The sequence below is a fragment of the Bradyrhizobium ottawaense genome, assembly GCF_900099825.1.
Taxonomy (GTDB): Bacteria; Pseudomonadota; Alphaproteobacteria; order Rhizobiales; family Xanthobacteraceae; genus Bradyrhizobium; species Bradyrhizobium ottawaense_A.
On sequence record NZ_LT629693.1, the window covers coordinates 2,257,880 to 2,278,044 of the forward strand.

The 20,165-nt window shown below is 58.2% G+C and carries 17 protein-coding genes and 2 pseudogenes; 4 read left to right on the forward strand and 15 right to left on the reverse strand.

The features are described 5' to 3' along the window. Nucleotides 1-32 precede the first annotated feature (32 nt). The 8 genes from BLR13_RS10490 to tnpA all read right to left on the reverse strand — a co-directional run bounded on the left by BLR13_RS10490 (nucleotide 33) and on the right by tnpA (nucleotide 9,358). The gene (locus tag BLR13_RS10490) at nucleotides 33-1,124 is read right to left on the reverse strand and encodes an extracellular solute-binding protein (RefSeq protein ID WP_157793695.1); all 1,092 of its coding nucleotides are present in this window, start codon (nucleotides 1,122-1,124) and stop codon (nucleotides 33-35) included. Nucleotides 1,125-1,601: 477 nt separating this feature from the next. After that, nucleotides 1,602-2,612 (reverse strand): YeiH family protein, encoded by a 1,011-nt coding sequence (locus BLR13_RS10495; RefSeq protein ID WP_074824720.1) that lies wholly within the window; start codon nucleotides 2,610-2,612, stop codon nucleotides 1,602-1,604. 54 nt (nucleotides 2,613-2,666) lie between these two features. Beyond that, entirely contained in the window at nucleotides 2,667-3,464 is a 798-nt protein-coding gene (locus BLR13_RS10500; protein ID WP_074824719.1) for a hypothetical protein, read from the reverse strand. Between the two features lie 242 nt (nucleotides 3,465-3,706). Next, nucleotides 3,707-4,195 carry an Lrp/AsnC family transcriptional regulator gene (locus BLR13_RS10505; protein ID WP_074824717.1) on the reverse strand — a complete coding sequence of 163 codons (489 nt, stop codon included), beginning with the start codon at nucleotides 4,193-4,195 and terminating at the stop codon, nucleotides 3,707-3,709. A gap of 370 nt (nucleotides 4,196-4,565) precedes the next feature. Continuing rightward, the gene (locus BLR13_RS10510) at nucleotides 4,566-5,966 is read right to left on the reverse strand and encodes a porin (protein WP_079586435.1); all 1,401 of its coding nucleotides are present in this window, start codon (nucleotides 5,964-5,966) and stop codon (nucleotides 4,566-4,568) included. 1,008 nt (nucleotides 5,967-6,974) lie between these two features. Continuing rightward, complete coding sequence (gene tnpC / locus BLR13_RS10515; protein ID WP_074816759.1) at nucleotides 6,975-8,498, reverse strand: IS66 family transposase; 1,524 nt, start codon at nucleotides 8,496-8,498, stop codon at nucleotides 6,975-6,977. Between the two features lie 78 nt (nucleotides 8,499-8,576). Then, nucleotides 8,577-8,933, reverse strand: coding sequence for an IS66 family insertion sequence element accessory protein TnpB (tnpB, locus tag BLR13_RS10520; RefSeq protein WP_083387555.1), 357 nt, complete (start codon nucleotides 8,931-8,933; stop codon nucleotides 8,577-8,579). Then, the gene (gene tnpA, locus BLR13_RS10525) at nucleotides 8,930-9,358 is read right to left on the reverse strand and encodes an IS66-like element accessory protein TnpA (protein WP_074816761.1); all 429 of its coding nucleotides are present in this window, start codon (nucleotides 9,356-9,358) and stop codon (nucleotides 8,930-8,932) included. Before tnpA ends, tnpB begins: the two co-directional genes overlap by 4 nt. A gap of 237 nt (nucleotides 9,359-9,595) precedes the next feature. On the opposite strand from tnpA, the gene BLR13_RS41345 reads away from it, so the two are divergent. Further along, entirely contained in the window at nucleotides 9,596-9,739 is a 144-nt protein-coding gene (locus BLR13_RS41345; RefSeq protein ID WP_197679538.1) for a zinc-binding dehydrogenase, read from the forward strand. 241 nt (nucleotides 9,740-9,980) lie between these two features. Here the strand turns inward: BLR13_RS41345 and BLR13_RS10530 are convergent, their stop codons facing one another. After that, nucleotides 9,981-10,742 (reverse strand): NAD(P)H-dependent oxidoreductase, encoded by a 762-nt coding sequence (locus tag BLR13_RS10530; protein WP_074824714.1) that lies wholly within the window; start codon nucleotides 10,740-10,742, stop codon nucleotides 9,981-9,983. 288 nt (nucleotides 10,743-11,030) lie between these two features. On the opposite strand from BLR13_RS10530, the pseudogene BLR13_RS42560 reads away from it, so the two are divergent. Further along, nucleotides 11,031-11,219 (forward strand): annotated as a pseudogene (locus tag BLR13_RS42560) (hypothetical protein); the annotation flags it as partial. A gap of 112 nt (nucleotides 11,220-11,331) precedes the next feature. Further along, nucleotides 11,332-11,382 (forward strand): annotated as a pseudogene (locus tag BLR13_RS42565) (hypothetical protein); the annotation flags it as partial. A gap of 167 nt (nucleotides 11,383-11,549) precedes the next feature. Here the strand turns inward: BLR13_RS42565 and BLR13_RS10540 are convergent. The 5 genes from BLR13_RS10540 to BLR13_RS10560 form a co-directional block, all read right to left on the reverse strand. Beyond that, the gene (locus tag BLR13_RS10540; RefSeq protein WP_074824711.1) at nucleotides 11,550-12,248 is read right to left on the reverse strand and encodes a Crp/Fnr family transcriptional regulator; all 699 of its coding nucleotides are present in this window, start codon (nucleotides 12,246-12,248) and stop codon (nucleotides 11,550-11,552) included. 433 nt (nucleotides 12,249-12,681) lie between these two features. Next, on the reverse strand, nucleotides 12,682-13,431 hold the full coding sequence (locus tag BLR13_RS10545; protein WP_074824709.1) for an enoyl-CoA hydratase-related protein: 750 nt from the start codon (nucleotides 13,429-13,431) through the stop codon (nucleotides 12,682-12,684). An 83-nt stretch (nucleotides 13,432-13,514) separates the two neighbouring features. Beyond that, nucleotides 13,515-14,519, reverse strand: coding sequence for an NADPH:quinone oxidoreductase family protein (locus BLR13_RS10550; RefSeq protein ID WP_197679539.1), 1,005 nt, complete (start codon nucleotides 14,517-14,519; stop codon nucleotides 13,515-13,517). 84 nt (nucleotides 14,520-14,603) lie between these two features. Beyond that, entirely contained in the window at nucleotides 14,604-16,133 is a 1,530-nt protein-coding gene (locus BLR13_RS10555; RefSeq protein WP_074824708.1) for an AMP-binding protein, read from the reverse strand. 111 nt (nucleotides 16,134-16,244) lie between these two features. Next, nucleotides 16,245-17,618 carry an MFS transporter gene (locus BLR13_RS10560; protein ID WP_079586433.1) on the reverse strand — a complete coding sequence of 458 codons (1,374 nt, stop codon included), beginning with the start codon at nucleotides 17,616-17,618 and terminating at the stop codon, nucleotides 16,245-16,247. A 353-nt stretch (nucleotides 17,619-17,971) separates the two neighbouring features. On the opposite strand from BLR13_RS10560, the gene BLR13_RS10565 reads away from it, so the two are divergent. Continuing rightward, nucleotides 17,972-18,751 (forward strand): SDR family NAD(P)-dependent oxidoreductase, encoded by a 780-nt coding sequence (locus BLR13_RS10565; protein WP_074824703.1) that lies wholly within the window; start codon nucleotides 17,972-17,974, stop codon nucleotides 18,749-18,751. A gap of 237 nt (nucleotides 18,752-18,988) precedes the next feature. Here the strand turns inward: BLR13_RS10565 and BLR13_RS10570 are convergent, their stop codons facing one another. Beyond that, complete coding sequence (locus tag BLR13_RS10570; protein ID WP_074824700.1) at nucleotides 18,989-20,152, reverse strand: serine hydrolase domain-containing protein; 1,164 nt, start codon at nucleotides 20,150-20,152, stop codon at nucleotides 18,989-18,991. Nucleotides 20,153-20,165 lie beyond the last annotated feature (13 nt).

A 20,165-nucleotide genomic window follows, 5' to 3' on the forward strand; every position in this document is an offset into this window, starting at 1 on the left:
CTCAATAATACACCAGCGCGTCCTCTCACCACCTAGCGCGCGGATGTGAATTCCTTCCATCGCAGGTCGATCTCGTTCTTGTGTTGCAAGTACCAGCTGTGATCCAGACGGACCTGACCGGCGAAGTGGGGAGGGTATTCAGGCAACCATTGCGCTATATCGGCAGGCAATAAATTGTACAGTTCCCCGTTGGGAAAGCCGTAACTCGTCCGCCCTGCGTATCGGGCCATGGCGTCGGGGTGGTTGACGATCCACTCCAGATACGCGAACCCAGCCTTTGCGTGAGGCGCCCCAGCCGCCACGGCCAGGAAGGACGGCTCGTAAACTGCCCCCTGCCAACTCACGTTGACGCGCATGCGGTCAGTCGGATGCATGGCGAGATTGCGAGCGCGACCATTCCATAACACGGCCATGCTCACCTCGCCGCTGCGGAAGATCTGCTCCGACTGGTCGCCCGATTGCCAAAAGACGCGAATATGAGGTCGAATTTCCTGAAGTTTGCGAAACGCCCTCTCGATATCCATGGGGAACACTTTGTCGGAGGGAACATCGTCTGCCTGAAGCGCCATCGCCATGGCGATAAGAGGATCACCAACATAGAGCGAGCGCTGTCCGGGAAAGCGGTCCACAGCGAAGAAGTCCTTTGGTGTCGTTGGACAAGCGGCTACCGCCTTGGCGTTGCAGGCGATCACATCACTGACCGTGGCATAGGCAACGCCGTAGTCAGTGACGCCATCGGGCATTTGCTTCGCAAGACGCGCTTTAACGTCGGGAGGCAGCTTCCAAAGTAGGCCTTGCTGCGAAAGCATCTCGGACTGGCTTCCAGTTAAGGCGTTGAGAACGTCCCACGCCGTTTTGCCCGCGGCTCGCTGAGCCTGTAATGCAGCTACCTGCTGACCGGGAGCCCCCAGCCATTGAACTTGGTTGCCGGCGGCCACGAACGGGTCGCTAAACAATTCCTGTCCGACGCTGTTCGAGATGCCGCCCCACCCAACAACGATCATCGGTCCCGTGGCATCCGGCGGAGGACTCCCGAGCTCCTCACCGGCAGCTTGCGTTAGGGTGTTCTGATACGCGCTGGTCAGCAGCAGTAGACAGACGAAACTTGCGACCCCGAACTTCATCTTCCCCTCCACGTTAGGCCCCGGCGCTACCGTCATCCTCTGTCATTGGGAAGTCAAATATAGATAATTTGCCACATTGATACGATATTTCGTATGATGCAGTTCAGCCTAACTTCGGGTCGGCGATCCCATTCGCCTAAGCCGCAACTGCCTTCGCAGTCGCCCGCTCACTCTTTTGCTACTGTAACTCTCGCTTCCGGCTGCGCGAACGGTCCGACCCGCGCGCATCTTTGACTACGGCAATCGAACCGGCCTCGTCTCCGCCGTCAAACAGCTAACCAGTATCCCAAACGCCCAAGTGCAGCCTCGAAACAGGTCGCATAATAGGCGCGCGAAATGAAGGTTCAATCGGGACCTTTCGTCGGATTGATTCTGAGGAACCCCAGACGCTCTCTTGGGCACGGAACGATAGGTCCGATTGAGACAGCCGGCTCCGAAGCCTGTCTGGATCTGAAATGTTGCCCGGCCGTGCTGGGCTCAAAGCGGGATGATGCAGGTGAATGCCGCGACCATCGAGAAGAGCAATCCCGACAGTATCAGCAGCATGGCGACAGGCCGCCAGCCATAGGCACTGAGGCTCCGCCATGGCAGTGAGAGTCCTATAGCCGCCATCGCGCCGACGAGGCAAAATCGCGAAACGGACGCGGCCGCTCCGTTCAAGTTTCGTGGGACGAGTCCAAGAACGTTGGCGATCGCGAACAGGGTAAAGCAGATTAGGAACCAGGGTGGCCCTATCGTGGCATTGCGTTCACTAGATGCGCGCAGCGTCCATGAAGTCAAAAGAAGCGCCGGCGCGAGCATCGCCACGCGCAGCAATTTGGTCATCGTCGCGATATCACCGGTCGCCTGATCGATGCTGTACCCGGCGGCGACCGCGTGAACGACTTCGTGGATCGTGCCGCCGAGCAGATATCCGGCCGCCCCGGGATCGAGGTTCATCAGTTGTGTGAGCGGCGCGTAGGCCAGCATCGCTGCCATCGACAGCAGGCTGACGAGACCTATCGTCACCCCTGCATTGCGCTTGCCCTCATCATTCGGAGTTAGCGCGAGCGCAAAGGCGGCGGCGGCCGACGCGCCGCAGATTGCAACCGACGCGGCGAGCACGAGCGCCAACCTACGCTCGATCCCCATCACGGGACCGAGCAAGGACCCTATGAGCAGTATGGTCACAACGTCGACCGCGAGCGCGCCAATGCTTGCGGGGCTGAGGACGTGAAATGCTTCCGTGGAAATCTGCAGGCCAAGTAGCGCGACGCCGACGCGAAGCACATGTTTGCCTGCGAACTCGACGCCCGGAGTCCAGAGCACAGAAGGCACGCGAACCGAAGCTATCGCAGCACCTATGAGCAATGCCCAAACCACACCGCTGCCACCCCACGCCGCCGTCGCTGTCGAAATGGCGGCAAGGAAGGAGCACAACAGCAAACCCGGAAGTACTTGGCCCGCGCGGGTGCTGGCGGCCCACATTCGCAACGGCAGGAAGATCATCTCGCACTAACCTCTGGGCATTAAGATCATCGCCGTCACCCGCACCGGACCGTCTCAGGCGCTTGCGGCCCTGATCAGCACTCGCCCCATCAGCAGCATCTCCGGAAGACGCTGGCGAAAAGCCCCGATTGCGTGGTCGATCGAAGCGGGAACGGGCGCGACGCGCAGCGGAGCCAGACCGAGCAACGCTGCCGCATGCTCCAACACCCCGTCGCATGTGGCGCTAAATCCGGCGGACGCCAGAACGGATGGGCACGACGCTGCGACCTCGTCGAGAAGATCGGGCCAATTCGCCAGGTGAAGCCAAAGACTCGGACGGACGCCGCTTGACGATCCGGGTCCGACGCCGGAAAGTTCATCGACCTGAGCGCGCTGCCGATCGTCCAGTTCGCCGTAGCGGAGCAATGCGGGCACGGAGCTGAGGATCGCTGGGAAATACGCCGGTTCGGAACCGCCACCGGGTGGCGAGACGCCGGTACGAACCGCAGCCAGAATCGTTGTGGCCAAGAGATTCCAGCAATTGCCGCGTTCATATGCTCGAAGTACTTCCACCGCGGGCGGTGGCGGAGGTGCCAGCTTCACACCGAGACCATGGCCAGCGACACATCGATCTATGAAGTCGATCATCGGCTTCATTGTTATCTCGATTTTCGACCTTGAGTCTTCGGCTAGAGGCCAAGCCCAGGCGAGTGCTCCGTCGATCGTCGCGAGATGTCGCCAGATCAGGTTTACGACGGGCGAACCTTGCACTTCCTTGATACGACGGTAGATCTGCGCGACCTCGCCGACCGCTTCCGCCTCTGGTATCTCTGCCAACATATTCAATCCGTTCGGATAAAGGATGCGCGCCATCTTCCGCGAACGTAGCTTTGCGACTCAGGGCAAGTGATGCGGCCTCCACACCACGGGCTGAACGTTCTGGCGGGAAACTCACAACAATCGATTAGGAGGTCCAATATAATTAGAGGGCCTGATCTATATTCAGATTGATATGATGCATTAAGCCCCCCGCGCGGGAAGCTGCGCTTATTGGAGCCACTGGATCCGATGACAGAGGCGACAAACGCTCTGCGGTGCCATCTGTCATGACAGCACTATTTTTTTTCTGTCATCCCGGTGGAAACGGTGACGTAGTCGAGCGGCAACGCCGTTGTGTACTTGATCTGCTCTAGGGCGAAGCTAGAGGTCACATCGTAAAGTTCTGCGACGTTGATGATTTTTTTATAGATGACGTCATATGCATCGACGTCGGGCACGACAATACGTAGCAAATAGTCGACTGTGCCATTCATCCGATAGAACTCGACGACTTGAGGTATCCTTGCGATGGCGCGGCAGAAATCTTCCGCCCATTCCAGGTTATGGCGAGCGGTGCGAATGCCGACGAAGACCGTCACGCCGACCCCCAGTGCCTGCGGATCGAGTAGCGCGACGCGGCGTTGAATGACCCCGCTGGCTTCAAGCTTCCGGATGCGCCGCCAGCACGGTGAAGGCGATAGCCCTGCGGCCCGGGCGATTTCATCAAGAGGAGTTGTCGCGTCTTCCTGTAAACAGGCCAGTATTTTCCTATCGATATCATCCATTGGACTGCATATTTCCACATTGATGACCTGCTCCGACGGCACCACTTACGCTTTAGTTTAGTGCGTCGTGCTCTCGTCAGCCGTTCGATTTCCGGGCGGCCGACTGTCACTTCGCCAGCGTCAGCACACGTCAAGACGGCGTTCGTCGGATGCGTACAGAGCAACCTTGCAGTCAATAGCCCCTGCCCGCGTCGCCGATGCCATAACAGGTTACGACATAAAGATCGGGCAGATAGCTGCGCCGCGGTAGAGACACTGCTCTTTGCAGTGGCTCAGGACGAACGCAACGAAATCCCGGGGATTTGGAGAAATCCCCGGGGAAGTTTTGCCGGAGCGGGGAGGAATACGTTCCGACAATCGAGCAACCGGCTCAAAATCTGAATATTAGACCTGTCAGGCCAGTAGTCTGGTACGGGGTGGCGTAGCCAACGGTCAGCCCGCCACTAAGTTGAGACCAAACCACTCCGCCATAGACGTCGAGGTGCTTGTTGACTGCGTAGATAGCTGATCCGGAGGCCGTGTTAGTAGCGCCCGAGCAGTTAAAGGAAATATTCGTCGAACAGGGCGTGGAGGCAGGCGAAATTTTGTAGAAGCCCTGGTTCTCAAGATAGTATGCGACTGACAAGGTCCATGGACCGGTTTCATATTTTGCGCCGATCCATACTGTATGCTGGTTCTGGCTTCCGTAGAGATAAGCCGTGTTGTTGATCAGGCCAATGGTATAGCCGCCAGCGACTGTATCCCCCACAGAAAGCGGATCGGAGGGATTCGAATAGTTGGCATGCTGAAAGCCTGCATAGAATGTCACCTTGCCGCCGAGTCCTTGTCCAGCCAAATCATAGGTATATTTACCCATGATTCCCCATAACTCGACGTTTTGTGCGGTGACCTTCAGAGTGCTGCAGCTCGGGGTGCTGGCCGTGCCGCATGCCCCAACGCGGAACGTGCTGTCACTCACCACGTCCCTCATCATCTGGTAAACAGCGTCAATCGAAAAGCCGTGCGACGTGGCTCCGATATTAGCTGAATAGGAATTGCCGTGCAGGTTTGAAGCTTCTGCCCCTTGAGCGTACATGACCTGCGCGTGGACCGGCCCGTACTGGTAGGCGTATTTCACGGAGTTGTCCCAGCGATATCCAAAAGAGGGAATTCCGCCTCCCAAAAATTGCAAGTATGAGAGGTTCCACATCGTTGACTGTGGGTCATATTGCCAGTCCACATCGCCAGCGAGCGAAATTATCCGGCCAGCCGTCAACGTACCGTAGGTATCGCTTTTTAGCCCACCCCAAGCTTCCCCGTTGAACGCTTGGCCGCACCTGGTCCCGTTGCCATTTACTGTCTGTTGACTCGCGGGCAGGCCATTTTGCTGGATGCGGGTAGCGCACATGTCATCCAACTTCCCCGTCAGAGGATTGAAGCCGGTTTGAAGCTTACCTATCACCTGCCATCCGCTGCCAATATTCTCTTCGATCTTTAAGCCTATGCCGGATAGACCTAGGGTATTGAGGGTTGAAACCGGCGCCCGACCTGCCGGAGCGGCTAGTACTTGGGGGTTCAGGCCCCAATAGGAGCCTCCGACCGGAGCGCCGGTCGTCGCATAGCCGTAGCCGACGTCGATCGTTCCGTAGAGGGTTATGCCCTGCCAAGTCAGCGAGTCAGGAATTTTTGGTAGAGCTTTGACGGTATCACTCAGATCAGCCGCAGCCGCAGCGACGCTAAATCCGGCAATTGCCATCAAGCCAATAGCAGCACTTCTCAAAAAAGTCCCCATAGCACCCCTCCATCAATGGGTCGGTTATGGTGTGGTCCGTCCCGAAAACCACTTCGCGAAATACCGCTGTCATACGAGCGCCTCATGAGGCGCACAGTTAGCGACCACTCATTTTCCAAGGAGACCTTCGGTCGCTCGCGCTCCTAAAGAGCATCGAGCACGAGCGACCTTGAGCCGCCTTGGAGATGTACGACAAACGTACGACGCTAAGGGGAGCCGCAGCGCATTGGTAAGTCCAATACAATTGGTTGCCGCAATAGATATGCATTTTGATATGTGCGCCTCCGACAACGCTTCGTTGAAAGTTTCAGATACGACTACGCTGCGAACATGCGACGCAGCGAGGTAAAGTTGAACTTAAGGCCAACGGCCATCTCGATGTTTTCGACAGCGCGATCCGATCATTTCCGATGTCACGGCTCCTCTTCAATCTCCTCGTGATCTGGCGCCCCGCACGTTCTTAGTTTCGGTTCAGGCGGATTTTTCTGACCGCAAAACCCTCAGGGCGCCGGTATTGATCTTGAAGATGCTGAGCTCCTCCATTGTTTGAATGGATCGTGGTGGATATTGTCCCGACATGAGCAATGGATTTCGCGATAACGTCGTTTGGAGCCTACTGCGCGCTGACTCGTTCCATCGAGATCATATGTTACACTGGGCAACCGAATTTCAGCGTCGGGGTGTCCTGGTTCTTGAACGAGCGCAGTGCCCGAACCAAAGGCGGCGGCGGCACTACGGCTTGTGTTCGGGTGAGCCCAGATGGTTTCCGCCGAGAACGTCAGGTTCTTGACTGGCATCCGTCGGGTGATGAAACCAAGCGCCGACATGCTGAAGTTCAAGTCACAGGTAACCCGTACCAACTAGCGACGGCTGCGCCGTAGGCCGCGGAGTATTCAGCTTTGGCGATTGCGTCGTGCCGTACCCGACCCGTGCCGCCGAACAAGCTGCTCGATCCGCATGGACTCCAGTTACGATTTAACCTTGCGCGAACATCCGTAAGCGGTGTTTTCAGGCCACGGCTTTGAGGTCTTGCTTTCGGTATGCCCACGGCAGCAGCTGATCGATATCGCGATTGGGATGACCGTTGGCGATCCTTGTGAGGACGTCGGTCAGGTAGGCGAGCGGATCGACGTCGTTCAACTTACAAGTTTCGATCAGTGAGGCGATGGTGGCCCAATGCTCGGCACCACCGTCCGAACCTGCGAACAACGCATTCTTTCGGTTGAGCGCGATCGGGCGGATCGATCGCTCGACGGTGTTGTTGTCGAGCTCGATGCGGCCGTCGTCGATGAAGCGCGTCAGCCCTTCCCAGCGAGACAGGGCGTAGCGGATGGCCTCGGCAAGCTTGCTCTTCTGACTGATCAGGCCAAGCTTTGCGTGTAGCCAAGGCTCGAACGCGTCGATCAGCGGACGGCTTCTCTGTTGCCGGGCTGTTCGACGCTCGTCAGCATGACGACCGCGGATGTCTTTCTCGACAGCATAGAGCGCGGCGATACGTTCGAGCGCTTCGCTGGCGATGGGCGACGGACCGGGGACGGCGAGCTCATAGAAGTAGCGGCGTACATGCGACCAGCAGAACGCAAGGCGGACGTCGCCACGATCGGCCAGCTTGCGGTAGCCGGCATAGCCGTCGACCTGCAAGACGCCCTTGAAGCCTTCCAGATGGACAATCGGCCGCTCCGCTTTGCGATCGGGTGCGTAGACATAGGCCACGCCCGGTGGATCAGAGCCGCCCCATGGCCGGTCATCGGCGGCATAGGCCCAAAGCTGACCGGTCTTGGTGCGGCCCCGGCCGGGATCGAGCACGGGCGCCGTCGTCTCGTCCGCAAACAGCCGGGGTAATTCCTTTAGTCTCGTGAGAAGCCGTTCGTGCAGCGGACGCAGGTGCCAGGCGGCGTGGCCTACCCAGTCCGCCAGCGTCGATCGATCCAGAACAATCTGTTGCCGGGCGTAAATCTGGGCCTGGCGATACAGCGGAAGATGGTCGGCATATTTGGACACCAGAACCTGGGCGATGGTGGCCTCGGTCGGCATGCCGCCCTCAATCAGGCGCGCTGGCGCAGGGGCCTGCACGACACCGTCCTCGCAACGCCGGCAAGCATATTTCGGCCTGATGGTGACGAGCACCCTGAACTGCGCTGGCACAATGTCCAGCCGCTCGCTCTTGTCTTCGCCGATCCGGTGGAGTTCGCCCTGGCAGCAGGGACAGGCCTGGTCGTCGATGTCGACGACGAACTCGATCCGCGGCAGATGCGCTGGCAGCGAGCCCCGGTTGATACGTCGCTTCTCGGCCCGTGCAGCTCTTGAGGCCGGAGCCGACTGATCCGCTGCCGCCTCATCGCTCGCCGCCGTCTGCTCGACGTCTTCGAGGCCGAGCAGCATTTGATCTTCGGGCAGCGTCTCAGCCCTGCGGCCAAAACGATGCCGCTGCAGTTCCTTGATGATCTGGCGCAGCCGCTCGTTCTGCATCCGCTCGGCGAGCAGCATCGCTTTCAGCATCTCGGGATCGTCAGGCAGTGCGTCGCTCGGCATCACCAAATCAGATCATATTCAGTCGCATTTTGCGACGATCCCGTTGCACGTGATTCACTTCGCCGCAGGAACAAATCGTCAGCCAGGCTGCGTCGGCGTTACCGTCTCTCGGGCTTCATGAACGCGCCGCCAGTCCAGCCCCTCGAGCAACGCCGACAATTGCGCAGCCGACAAACGCATCACACCATCCTCGATCTTCGGCCAGCGGAAGATGCCGTCCTCCAGCCGTTTTGCGAACAGGCACAGGCCCGTACCGTCCCAGAAGATCAGCTTGATCCGGTCCGCCCGCTTGGCTCGGAACACGTAAACCGCGCCCGAGAATGGATCCGCCGTCATGATTTCGCGCACCAGCGCCGCAAGTCCCTCCGCCCCCTTGCGGAAGTCGACAGGCTTGGTCGCCACCATCACCCGGACCGCGCCGGTCGGGCCGATCACGCGCCGGCCATCAATGCACGCAGCACCGCCATCAAAGTCTTTGCGTCCGCACCACGGCCGACCCGGACCGTCACGCCGCTGATCTCGACCTCGATCGTTCCGGCACTGGCCTCAGCCTTGCTCCGCGGTGTCCTCCGTTGCGGAACAGGAGACGATCCCCCATCCACAACCGCCGGCACGAACTGCAGCCCGTCAGCCTCTGAACGTTCAGCTTCGGAATCTCGCAATTGACGTCGCCAGCCAAATAACTGCTGCGGTGATAATCCATGGCGTCGAGCCACGGCACAGACCGAGTCTCCGCTCGTCGCGATCTCAGCGACAATCCGGGCCTTGTCTTCATCGCGCCATGTCCGCCGCCGCCCGGCGCCGGTGAACACTTCCAGCCGGCGGACTGGCTCCGTGATAGCAATATGTTCAGTGTCCATTCTAAGCCTAACGGTCAAAACCGGACCGCAGACTCGCAGATCACGACATCATCCGGAAGGTGGTCGCGGAACACCGCTTACGAACATCCGACAATTCGATCAGATGAACATCTGCGGCGCGCTTAACTAGGGTGCCACTCCGATACCTGTGTTGGGAATGATCCCCAAGATGCCTACCGTCAAGGGATACAGGAATTTCGGGTTATAAGCGGCACCGAAACGAGCCGTAGAGCCGCAGTGAACTACATCCTCATGGGGCTGGAGAACGGGGCGTTCAAACCTGTCATCGATCAGACGGTCCAGTTCGACGACATGGTGGAAGCGCACCGCTATCTGGAAGGCAGTTCGCCAATTTTGGCAAGATCGTCGTCACCCTTTTGAAAAGTAACAGCAGCACCGAGCCGACCCGCGAATGTCGCCCAGCTCTTGCTCGGCCGGACACACAATCAAGACTGCGATCCGGATTTCCGCCCCACTCTCCCTAGATACGCATTGTTGCGAGCCGCCTGCGATATCGCGAGGCGTTCGAAAGCTCGCTTGATCGGCCTGGAAGCTCTGAGTCTTCGGATACGGACATTTCGCAGAACTTGCAGGAGATGACTCGCGGTGACCGCGCGTTTGATTAAGGCCGAGGTGTCTTGACCGTCGAGTGGAGATCCAATTGGTTCCGTGTAGACTGAGACGACTTCAGGACGAATTGCTCATCGTAATCGTCAAGTTTTGGATAACTGATTGTCGGTGCCGTTGCGAGACCGAGCACACGGTCACGGTAGCGTGCAAGGTATTCGGCGCGGTCTTCGCAACTGATGCGACGCGGAGCGTGCACGATAAACGGCTCGACTACGGTGAAGCCCGTGAAATACAGCATGCCGTGGTTGATCGGAAAGAGAATCGTAGAGATCGGACCGCTCAGTCCATGCGCGGAGTACATCGGTGGTTGGCCGCCGATAGTAGTCGAGCACATTGCACGTTTGCCGGCGAGGACGCCGCGATCGAACCACTTTCCACCACCGTAGATTTTACCGCCGGAAGCGAAAACGCGATCGACCCACCCTTTCAAGATGGCGGGCACTCCGAACCACCACAGCGGGAACTGCAGGATCAGGGCGTCGCACCAAAACAGCTTGTCCATCTCCGCCTGAATGTCGGAGGAAAATCCATCATGTGCTGCTGCGTATGATTCTTCGGATTCCTGCCGGTAGTAATGCGGGTCATGCGTCGTCGTGAAGTTGCGGCGATCCGACACCGCGTTGAAGCCCATTGCATAAAGATCGGATACGGCCACTTCATGGCCTGCCGCCGTCAGCCCTTCAGTCGCCTGTCGCGTCATCGCGCCGTTGAAGCTCTTTGGCTCGGGATGGGCATGGACAACGAAGACGCGCATCGTGCTTTATGCTCCAGCATCGAAGAGCTCGGGCTGATCTGACGGATATTTCGGACCAGCCGGACTGGCTTGCGCATAAATAGTGTAATAACGCAACCTGATTTTCGGCCTTTCGACGATGCGGGAATGAACGAGGACAAATTAAATACGATGACGCTCGGCTTCGGGCGATATTCAAACCACTTGCGATATAAATCCGAACCTATTGCGATATAAAACGACGTGACGCCATCCGTCCGAAGACGGTGAACATGCGTTAGGTGGGCCTCATGAGACGCAACGCAGCCGGTGGAACGTCCTTCGCGATTCGTAGTTCTGTCCGACCGAAGCGGCGCCGCTGCGCTTGCCACGAGCTTCGTCACCGAACTGAAAGCAAGATACCGAAATCCAGATTTCGATATTCTCGTTAATAACACGGGCCTCAACAACGGGCGACGATTCGAGGATGTCACGGAACACAGATTTGATCTGCTGCTGCAGATCAATCTGAAATCACCGTTCTTTCTGATCAGGGCACCGCTGGCACATTTTCGAGAACCGGCCGCATCCTCAGCATCTCGTCGATGGGAACCCGCGCTGCCTACCGACGATGGCGGCCTACGCGCCGGCGAAGGTTGGACTAGAGGCTTTGCCACGGCTGCTGGCTGTTCATCTCGGCGAACGGCAGATCACGGTGAATTCGGTGAGGCCGGGCACGCCGGCTTCCGGCCCCCCGGTGAAGCGGTGCTCCACCAGAAACGTCACCCGGTTATTTGACCACGCTCGATGCGACGCCCATTCGGATCCACGAATCGACAGATCTTGTCGTCAAAAGAAATGGTCTTCGGCGATTGCCCGCAAGGCCGCCACGTTCAAGATGACGATCTCACGCCCGCCCTTCATGACGACCTTATCTGCCACCAGTCGCGACAGTTCGCGGCTCATGGTCACCCGCGTCACACCGATCATTTGAGCCAAATCATCAACACGATGCGATTCCGAGAGACGTGCCGTATTGTCAGCATCAACCACCCCATATGCGTCGAGCAAATGGTTAAGAATCATCGCCACGCGCACACGCGCAGGCACGCCGTCGGCCACCAGATGCATCGTCACTAGTCTGGTCTTCTGAGCCAGCCGGCGACCTACTTCCAGGAAAATATCCGGATCGGCCCTTCCCGCTGCTATCAGCGCGCCGCGATCGATAACGAGGACTCGACACGGCTCTATGGCGACCGCCGAAGTGCAGCGCGGAAGGCTATCGAAAATTCCGTATTCGCCGAACGTTGTCTGCGGCCCCGCGAAGGCGATGATACGCTCTGATCCATCGGGATGACCAATAAAAACCCGCACGCGACCGGAAAGGACGTTGTGCAGGGAGATTGGCAGATCGCCCTCCCGGTAAAGATATTCGCTCGGCGAAAAATCGCGCTCTACGCCCAACTTTCGGATTTTCTCCCACGCCGCTCCAACTTCCGGAAAAAGGAAGGGCGAGATCGGCGTATCGCTCGGCAAGATCACAGTCATTGTTAGTACCGAAATCTCATCGATCAGCCAGATCAGTTCGCCGATGATCAGAGTCGTCCTTGGACACCTTGTCGAGCTACCCTCGGTAGCCGGACATCCTTTCAGAAATCACAAGAAAACATTCTCCCTGATGCATCGCTCGCTCGAGTCGGAACCTGCTGACTTCTTGGCGAAACGTTAGCGAGGAAATCTAATCACCGCCTCCCCAACCGTCAACGGCGGTTTGCCCATGTTGCAGCGCAGAAGTTGCGGGAGCATGATCTCCGCGGATCAAACAACCAAAAGCGGTCCGTTCGCGAACCGCTCGTCTGGCACGAAGCCCGAATGCCTGCGCGGCATCCTTCAGTGAGTAACAACCGCCTACCCAAAACATTCGGTCAACTTATCCTAAACGTCGTCGGGCCCTGCCGTCGCCGATCCACATCCACTTCGTTCATCGCCCGAGGAATACCGCCTTGCGTTTTTCGACAAAGGCGAGCAGGCCCTCACGCCCATCATTGGTCTCGAACAATCCGGTTTGGCTTGCACGTTCGCGATCAAGCGCCTCGTCGAGATGAGTGAGGGTCGTGGCTGCGATCGCCTTCTTCGTCGCGGCCAGTGCCCGCGTAGGACCGGTCCGGATCCTGTCCACCAGGACGCGCAACTCGTGGTCATAGTCGTTATCCGCCACCGACTTATAGATTAGACCGAGCTGTGCCGCCGCGTCTGCGTACAATCGCTCGCCCAACATGACCATTTCGTTCGCCCGGGCGCGGCCGATCGAGGCAGCGAGGAGTTCGGTCGATCCGCCGTCCGGCATCACTCCGAGATTGACAAAAGCCATCAAGAAGTAACTGGAACGCTTGGCCACAGTGAGGTCGGCCGCCACGGCGATAGAGCACGCCATCCCCACCGCAGGACCGTTGACACCGCTGATCACCGGTTGGCGCGCGCGGGTGATGGCGCGCACCAATCGATGTCCGCTGTCGACCATCTCGATATTGATGCCGCTGACGTCGCCTCCGGAACTGAACGCGCGGCCGACGCCGCTCAAGACGATGACGCGAACTTCGTCCGTGGCTGTCTCAATCGCCTCGGTCGCAGCGTCCAGCATCGCGATGTTGAAGGCATTAAGACGCTCCGGATTATTCCATGAAATGGAAAGGACACCATCCGCGACATTGATGATGATTGGCAACTTCATGTCGATGCTCCAGTAAGGCAGCTATTCTTGATGCACGTCTCGCGGGCGTGTCGTGAGAAATGATCGTCACTGATTGATGATGATTACACCGTGAGAACAATTTTACCGACTGCGCGACGTTGGTCGATTTCACGCAACGCGACTGCCGCGTCATTTAGCGCGTAGGTCGCGCCAATGACCGGTTTCAGGGTGCCGCTCCGCACATGCGGCATGATCGCCTCCCACTCGGCCTGCAGATGTCTGTGCCGCTCAGGCACGAAGCCAACACCGACTACAGAGATGTTGTTCAGCAGCAAGCGGTTGACCTGGACAGTCGGAATTTCGCCGGAAGTAAAACCGACGACGAGAAGACGGCCGCCTTCCTTGAGCGTTCGGAGAGAGTCGGTAAGACGGTTACCCCCGACCGGATCGACAACAATATCCACGCTTCCAAGCTCCTTGACGGCACCGCTAAAGCCGTCAACCAGAACATACTTGTCCGCGCCGGCTGCAATCGCTGCCGCGCCCTTTTCGGGCGTTGACGTGACGGCGATGACGCGACTTGCTCCGAACGCTTTGGCGATCTGGATTGAGGCGGTGCCGATGCCGCCGGCGGCACCCTGCACCAACACTGACTCTCCCGGCGCCATGCCACCTCGTTCGATCAACGCGAAATAAGCCGTCAGATAATTTAGTGGAAGCGATGCCGCTTCCACAAAGGAAATCTCTTTGGGTAGTGCGAAGGTCATATCCGCGGTGGCGACCGCCAATTCAGCAAACCCTCCGATCATAGGGATCTTTCCAATCATCGGAAGCGCTGCAACTCGGTCGCCGGGCGCGAATCTTGAACCTTTGGGCGCAGAAACGATCTCGCCGGCGACCTCGCAACCGGGGGCGTAAGGCAGCGGTGGTTTCACATGATAGAGTCCGCGGGTTTGCAACAATTGCGGAAATGATGCGCCTGCGGCGTGGACCTTGATCAACACTTGATCAGAACCGGCGACGGGGGCCGCCACATCCGCGAACTCCATCGCATCTGGACCGTCGAGTGACGTGATTTGCATTGTTTTCATGATCTCACCCATTTTGCTTTGGATTTGCGTCTGCATCGTGCTTTCGCGACGGGTCGGCGGGCATCCGTATTGAGGCTCGCGCGCTCTCGACCAGGCAACAGGACAACACATCGATCGCAGCTAGTTGACCTGGCGCTCGAGCGCGCTCCAGAATTCCTTGCGGAGTTTGAATTTCTGCAACTTTCCGGTCACGGTGCGGGGAAGCTCGTCGCGGAATTCGATGCGCTTAGGACATTTGTATCCGGCGAGACGCGGGCGACAATGCTCGACGAGGTCCTCGCGCGTCGCTACGGCTCCCTCGTCGAGCACCACTAGAGCCGTGACGAGTTCGCCCCACTTGTCATCCGGTATTCCGATGACGGCGACGTCTCTCACGGCCGGGTGCGATTTCAACGCATTCTCGACGTCGATCGAAGACACATTCTCGCCCCCGGTAATGATCATATCCTTCTTGCGATCCGAGATGGTCAGGTAACCGCCTTCGTATCTGCCGCCATCGCCCGTACGGAGCCAGTTGTCGGCAGTCGCGGCCGCAGTCGCTTCTGGATTTTTCCAATATCCAAGGAGGTTATGATTGGACTGCGCGAGCACCTCGCCATCATCGTTGATCCTTAGGCGCACGCCTAGCGCAGGCGCGCCCGCACGCCCGAGAAGACGGGCCTGCTCGCTGGGATCCAGGTGATCCCACTCCGCCCGCATGCGGTTCAAAGTCAACATCGCTGTAGTTTCGGTCTGGCCATACATCTGGAGAAACTCCCAACCGAGCTCATCGCGAATTCGTTCGATGATACGAGTCGCCGGGGGAGCTCCGGCGACGATGATGCGCACCCGCCCGCGCCCTGGGGGCGTTCCGCCCCATGTCCGGGCGGCATCGAGAATGGACGTCACGACTGCCGGCGCTGCACACAGGTAGGTGACGCCATACTTCTCGATTCGGCTCAAAATCTCTCTGCCGTCTATCCGCCTCATCATGATGTGCAGAGCTCCCATGTTTGTCGCAGCATAGGGGTGGCCCCAACCGTGGCCGTGGAAGGCCTGAATAGTGTGTAAATAGACGTCCCGGTCGTTCACCGATGCCTGCCAGCCGAACAGGACTGCGTGCAGCCATAGATTCCGGTGTGTCAGTTGAACGCCCTTAGGCTGCGCGGTGGTGCCGGAGGTATAGTTGATGGTCGCCGTCGCGCTCTCGTCCCCAACCCACGGCGCCGGCTCGGCATCGCTCGCCCATATCTTTTCGTCGTCTTCCCCGAATACGAATATCCGCTTGCAAGGAATGGTATCGGCAAGTTGCCGCAGTTCCGGGTCGATCAGCAAAACCTCGGCGTCGGAGTGTTCGACAATGTATCGGATCTCGGTAGCGGTAAGCCGATAATTTATCGGCACGGTAACACGCCCCCATCCAGACACACCGAACAGCGTACAAAAGAAACGAGCGGAATTCTGCGAAACGATGGCAACGCGCCCCCCGACGGGCACCCCCATCTCGTCGAGCGTGGCGGCCTGCGACCGTGCGCGGCGGCCAAGTTCCGCGTAGGTGATTTCTCCCCAGGACGCGGCAGGTTGATCCGGCTCATCGATGATTGCGACGCGATCCGCGTACACTTCCACGGCCCGATCCAGAAAATCTTTGGTCGTCAGCGGAAAAAGCATTTTTCGTCTCCAGACCGGCCTGCCCTGTGATGGGTCGTGATGATGATGCCTCTAAGATTCGAGACGGCACGCGCGCGTAATCTTATCGTTCCCGAATCGGTGATTCACGCCTTAAGGGCGTCGACGACTTAAGTTGCCGATGGGTAAGGTTTCCGCGATCGATCCAAGGGGCTCGACCGCCTCAAGACTCTTGATGCCGCCAGCCGATTTCAGCCTTCGCAACGCCAGAACCGAAGCACAGCCCACCAGCGCCGTTGCTGTGAGGAGAAGCCCAAGGGCATAACTGCCGAACGATGTCACAACACTGCTCGCGACAAGCGGGATCACCGCGCCGCCGAGCACACCACCCAGACTGTAGGATATTCCTGCGGCGCTATAGCGGTATCTCGTCGCGAAAGTCTCGGGAAACAGAGCACCCATCGGTCCATAGGCGAAGCCGAGCGAACCAAGCATCAGTACGATTCCGATCAAAAACGATAATGGGGTGCCGATGTCTATGATCGGGAACAGGACTAAACCTACCGTCGCCGAAACCAAGCCGCCGACAAGGATAACGTCGTGACGATCGAACCTATCGGACCACACCGAACCAACGATCGTAGTTGCGGCCCAAGAAAGTCCTCCCGCGATCCCAACCGCGAGAACAGTCGTCTTGCCCAATCCGAGCGTACCAGTGGCATAGGTGGTCATATACACTGCGCCGACGTAGAAGAACGCGAAGGTCGGCATCATCGCCAAAGCACAGAGCACAACCTGACCGCCCTGTTCGCGGAATGTCTCCGCTATGGGCGCGCGAACAATCTCCTTTCTTTCCACTGTCTTTTTGAACTCGATCGTTTCCTCGATCGTGAACCGCACCATGAGGCCTACGACGACTAGAGCGCTGCTGGCGAGGAATGGGATTCGCCAACCCCACGCCAAGAAGGATTCAGCGCTGATGGTCAGGGCTATGATCAGGTATGTTGCACTGGCCAAGGAAAACGCCAGGGAAGCACCAAGCTGTGGAAAGACGGCGAAGGTCCCTCGCGACGCGGGGGTTGCGTTCTCTGAGGTCAGCAATGCCGCTCCTGCCCACTCCCCACCGACGGCGAGACCTTGGACTATCCTCAACGTCACAAGTGCGACGGGAGCCCAGATACCGATCGACTCGGCGGTGGGGAGCAAGCCGATCGCGACGGTGGAAAGCCCCATAAGAAGCAACGTCGAAACCAAGGTCTTCTTTCGGCCCAGTCTGTCGCCGAAATGTCCGAAGATGACCGAGCCAAGCGGCCGCGCCACGAAGGCCACCCCGAAAGTCGCTAAAGCGAGAACAGTTCCGCTTGATTGACCCAGCGATGGGAAGAAGACCTTGGCAAAGACCAATGCTGCGGCGGTACCGTAAATAAGAAAGTCGTAGAATTCGATGAGAGTGCCGATCATGCTTGCGACGGCAATTTTTTTCATGCTGTGCGAACGGCTTGAACCATGCTCCGTTTGATTGCTCATGTTTCCCCTCCCAGGGTACGGCCGTATCGACCGTATCGATTGTGCATTGGCAATTTGACCCTTCTGGACAAGCAGTTATGTATCGCACGATACAGCCCACCGGAGAGGATCAAATATCTGCGGATATTGCTCGATTGTCCGAACCATTCCGGGCGACGAAACATTTCGTTCTTCCCGGACGATGGATGTCCCCTGGTTGGCAAATGGGCTGGCCCGCATGACCGAACGCGACCGGTGGATCGGATCGACCGCCTCTCCGTACGCGATCAAACTACGTGCCTTGCTCGGGTACGACGGATCCCGTACGACTAGGTCTTGCGAAGATTGCGCGTTTTGTCGGGGGATTTTCAGATATGTGGAGATTTGATCTTAGTAGACGCGTTGCTGTCGTAACTGGTGGTAATGGCGGAATTGGACTTGCGATGGCCGAAGGGCTCGCGGACCAGGGATGCGTGGTTTCGATTTGGGGACGGAACGCAGAAAAGAATGCCGCGGCGGTTGCGCGTATCCAAAGTCGCGGCGGCAGCGCCAAGGCGTTTCGTTGCGACGTCTCAGATCGTCAACAGACCGAGCGCGCAACGCGGGATACGCTGGACGCGTTTGGCCGGATCGACGGCTGCTTTGCGAATGCGGGTATCGGCGGAAGTGGAAGGACTGCCTTTGTGGAGCGGACCGATGAGGACTGGCGGCAGATGTTTTCGGTCAACCTCGATGGCGTCTTTCACGCCTTGCAGCCAATCGTCAAGCACATGATCGAACGGGCCGCAGGTGGGGATCGCTTTGGTCGACTGGTGACAACATCAAGCATGGCTGCACTGTTCGGAACCGCCCGCAACGAGCACTATGCGGCTTCTAAAGCCGCTCTCAATTCGTTGACCAAGTCATTGGCCGTCGAGCACGCGCGGTTTGGCATCACCGCGAACGCGGTTCTTCCGGGTTGGATCGACACCGACATGTCCGAGGAGTTGCAGGCAAATGATAAATTCATGGCTAACGCGGTGCCGCGCATTCCTGTTCGGCGGCTGGGAAAGCCGGAAGATTTCGCCGGTATCGCGATCTACCTCATGAGCGAGGCGTCATCTTATCACACCGCCGACTGCATCGTGATCGATGGCGGATACAGCGCGTTCTAGATTGTCCGTTTACGACAACGAAAAGCGCACGCCTCCGAACCCGGCGCGCGGATTGTTTTCCCCTGCGCCACCCAAGACGCCAGAGGATAGTCGGTACGCAATAAAACCAGCCGCGCTCGCCCTTCTTTGTTGCAGATCGGAAGGCCGCTTTCGGAATTCTGATCCCCAAGAATTCCGTCTGGGATCGCGCGATACAGCCCACCCTATCGGGCTCAGCGGGCTGACCGGCAACGGCCGTCATTCCTCAATCGATGAAACGATCAGGTCGACCAGGCGCTGCGAGCGCTTCCGCGCGTTGTAAAGCTGTGGATATCCGCAAACGAGATGAACAATCGTCAGCTCTCGTTCCGGATCAACGCAGAACAACTGCCCTCCAAAGCCCGACCCGGCAAAAGTCGGCGGCGAGGTAAGCGTCCCCAGATTAGTCACGAATATTCCCTCTCCACGTACATAGATGGAAAGACCGATGTTCGCCGGGAATGGATCGGTATGATCTCTTTCCGCTGCCGCCATGAAGAGACCGTGAAGCTTATTCCCGGATTGGATTGAGGTGGCCGCCTTGATGATCGCCGGTGAAAGAACCCGAACACCACCGATCTTTCCGCCCAGCCGGAGCATCTCGGCAAAGCGGAATTGGTCATATGCCGTCGAGAACGCTCCTCCGGCCATAAATTCGACTTCGGTAGAAATTTCGGCAATCTGTTCGACGTCACGCGGCGGCAATGCATCGGGCGAGTCGTCCCGCATCGCAATTGGCGCCAGCCGGGCCAACAGGTCGGCACGTCCCTTCAGGGTCAATCCTGTGTCCTCCATTCCGGTGGGCACGAAAAGTTCCTCTTTCAGGATTTGATGAATCGACCGTTTCTTGGTGTCCAGCCGCCGCATTATCTCGCCAAGGACGGCATGGGCGGCGCCCGCGTGATAGTTTGCGACGCCTTCGGGAGCGGGCTCCAACGGCCGCTCGCATATCTTCGCAACATACGCCTCGTTTCCATCACGCCAGTCCTCGATCGGATGCTGCATCGCCAGACCGGCTTGATGGCTCAGCAGCTGGCGAACGGTAACGCGTTCCTTGCCTCTTTTGCCGAATTCAGGAATGACTTCCGCCACTCTTGTCGTCAGGGCCAACTGACCACGATCGATAAACCGGAACACTGCGCCCGCGACGAGTTGTTTGGTGAGCGACATAACAGGCAGCACGTCGTCGGTCTTTGCCACGCGCCCCTTGCGCTTGTCAGAGTAACCGATCGCCTCGTGCATGACGATCTTGCCGTATCTTGCGATGAGAATGATGGAGGCGTCGGATATTCCTTTTTCAATGTCGCGCTCGATAGACTGTCGCAGCAGACCAAACTTCGAATCATCCATACCGACATCGGCCGGCGACGTATCGATTCTCATTGTTAACTCTCCC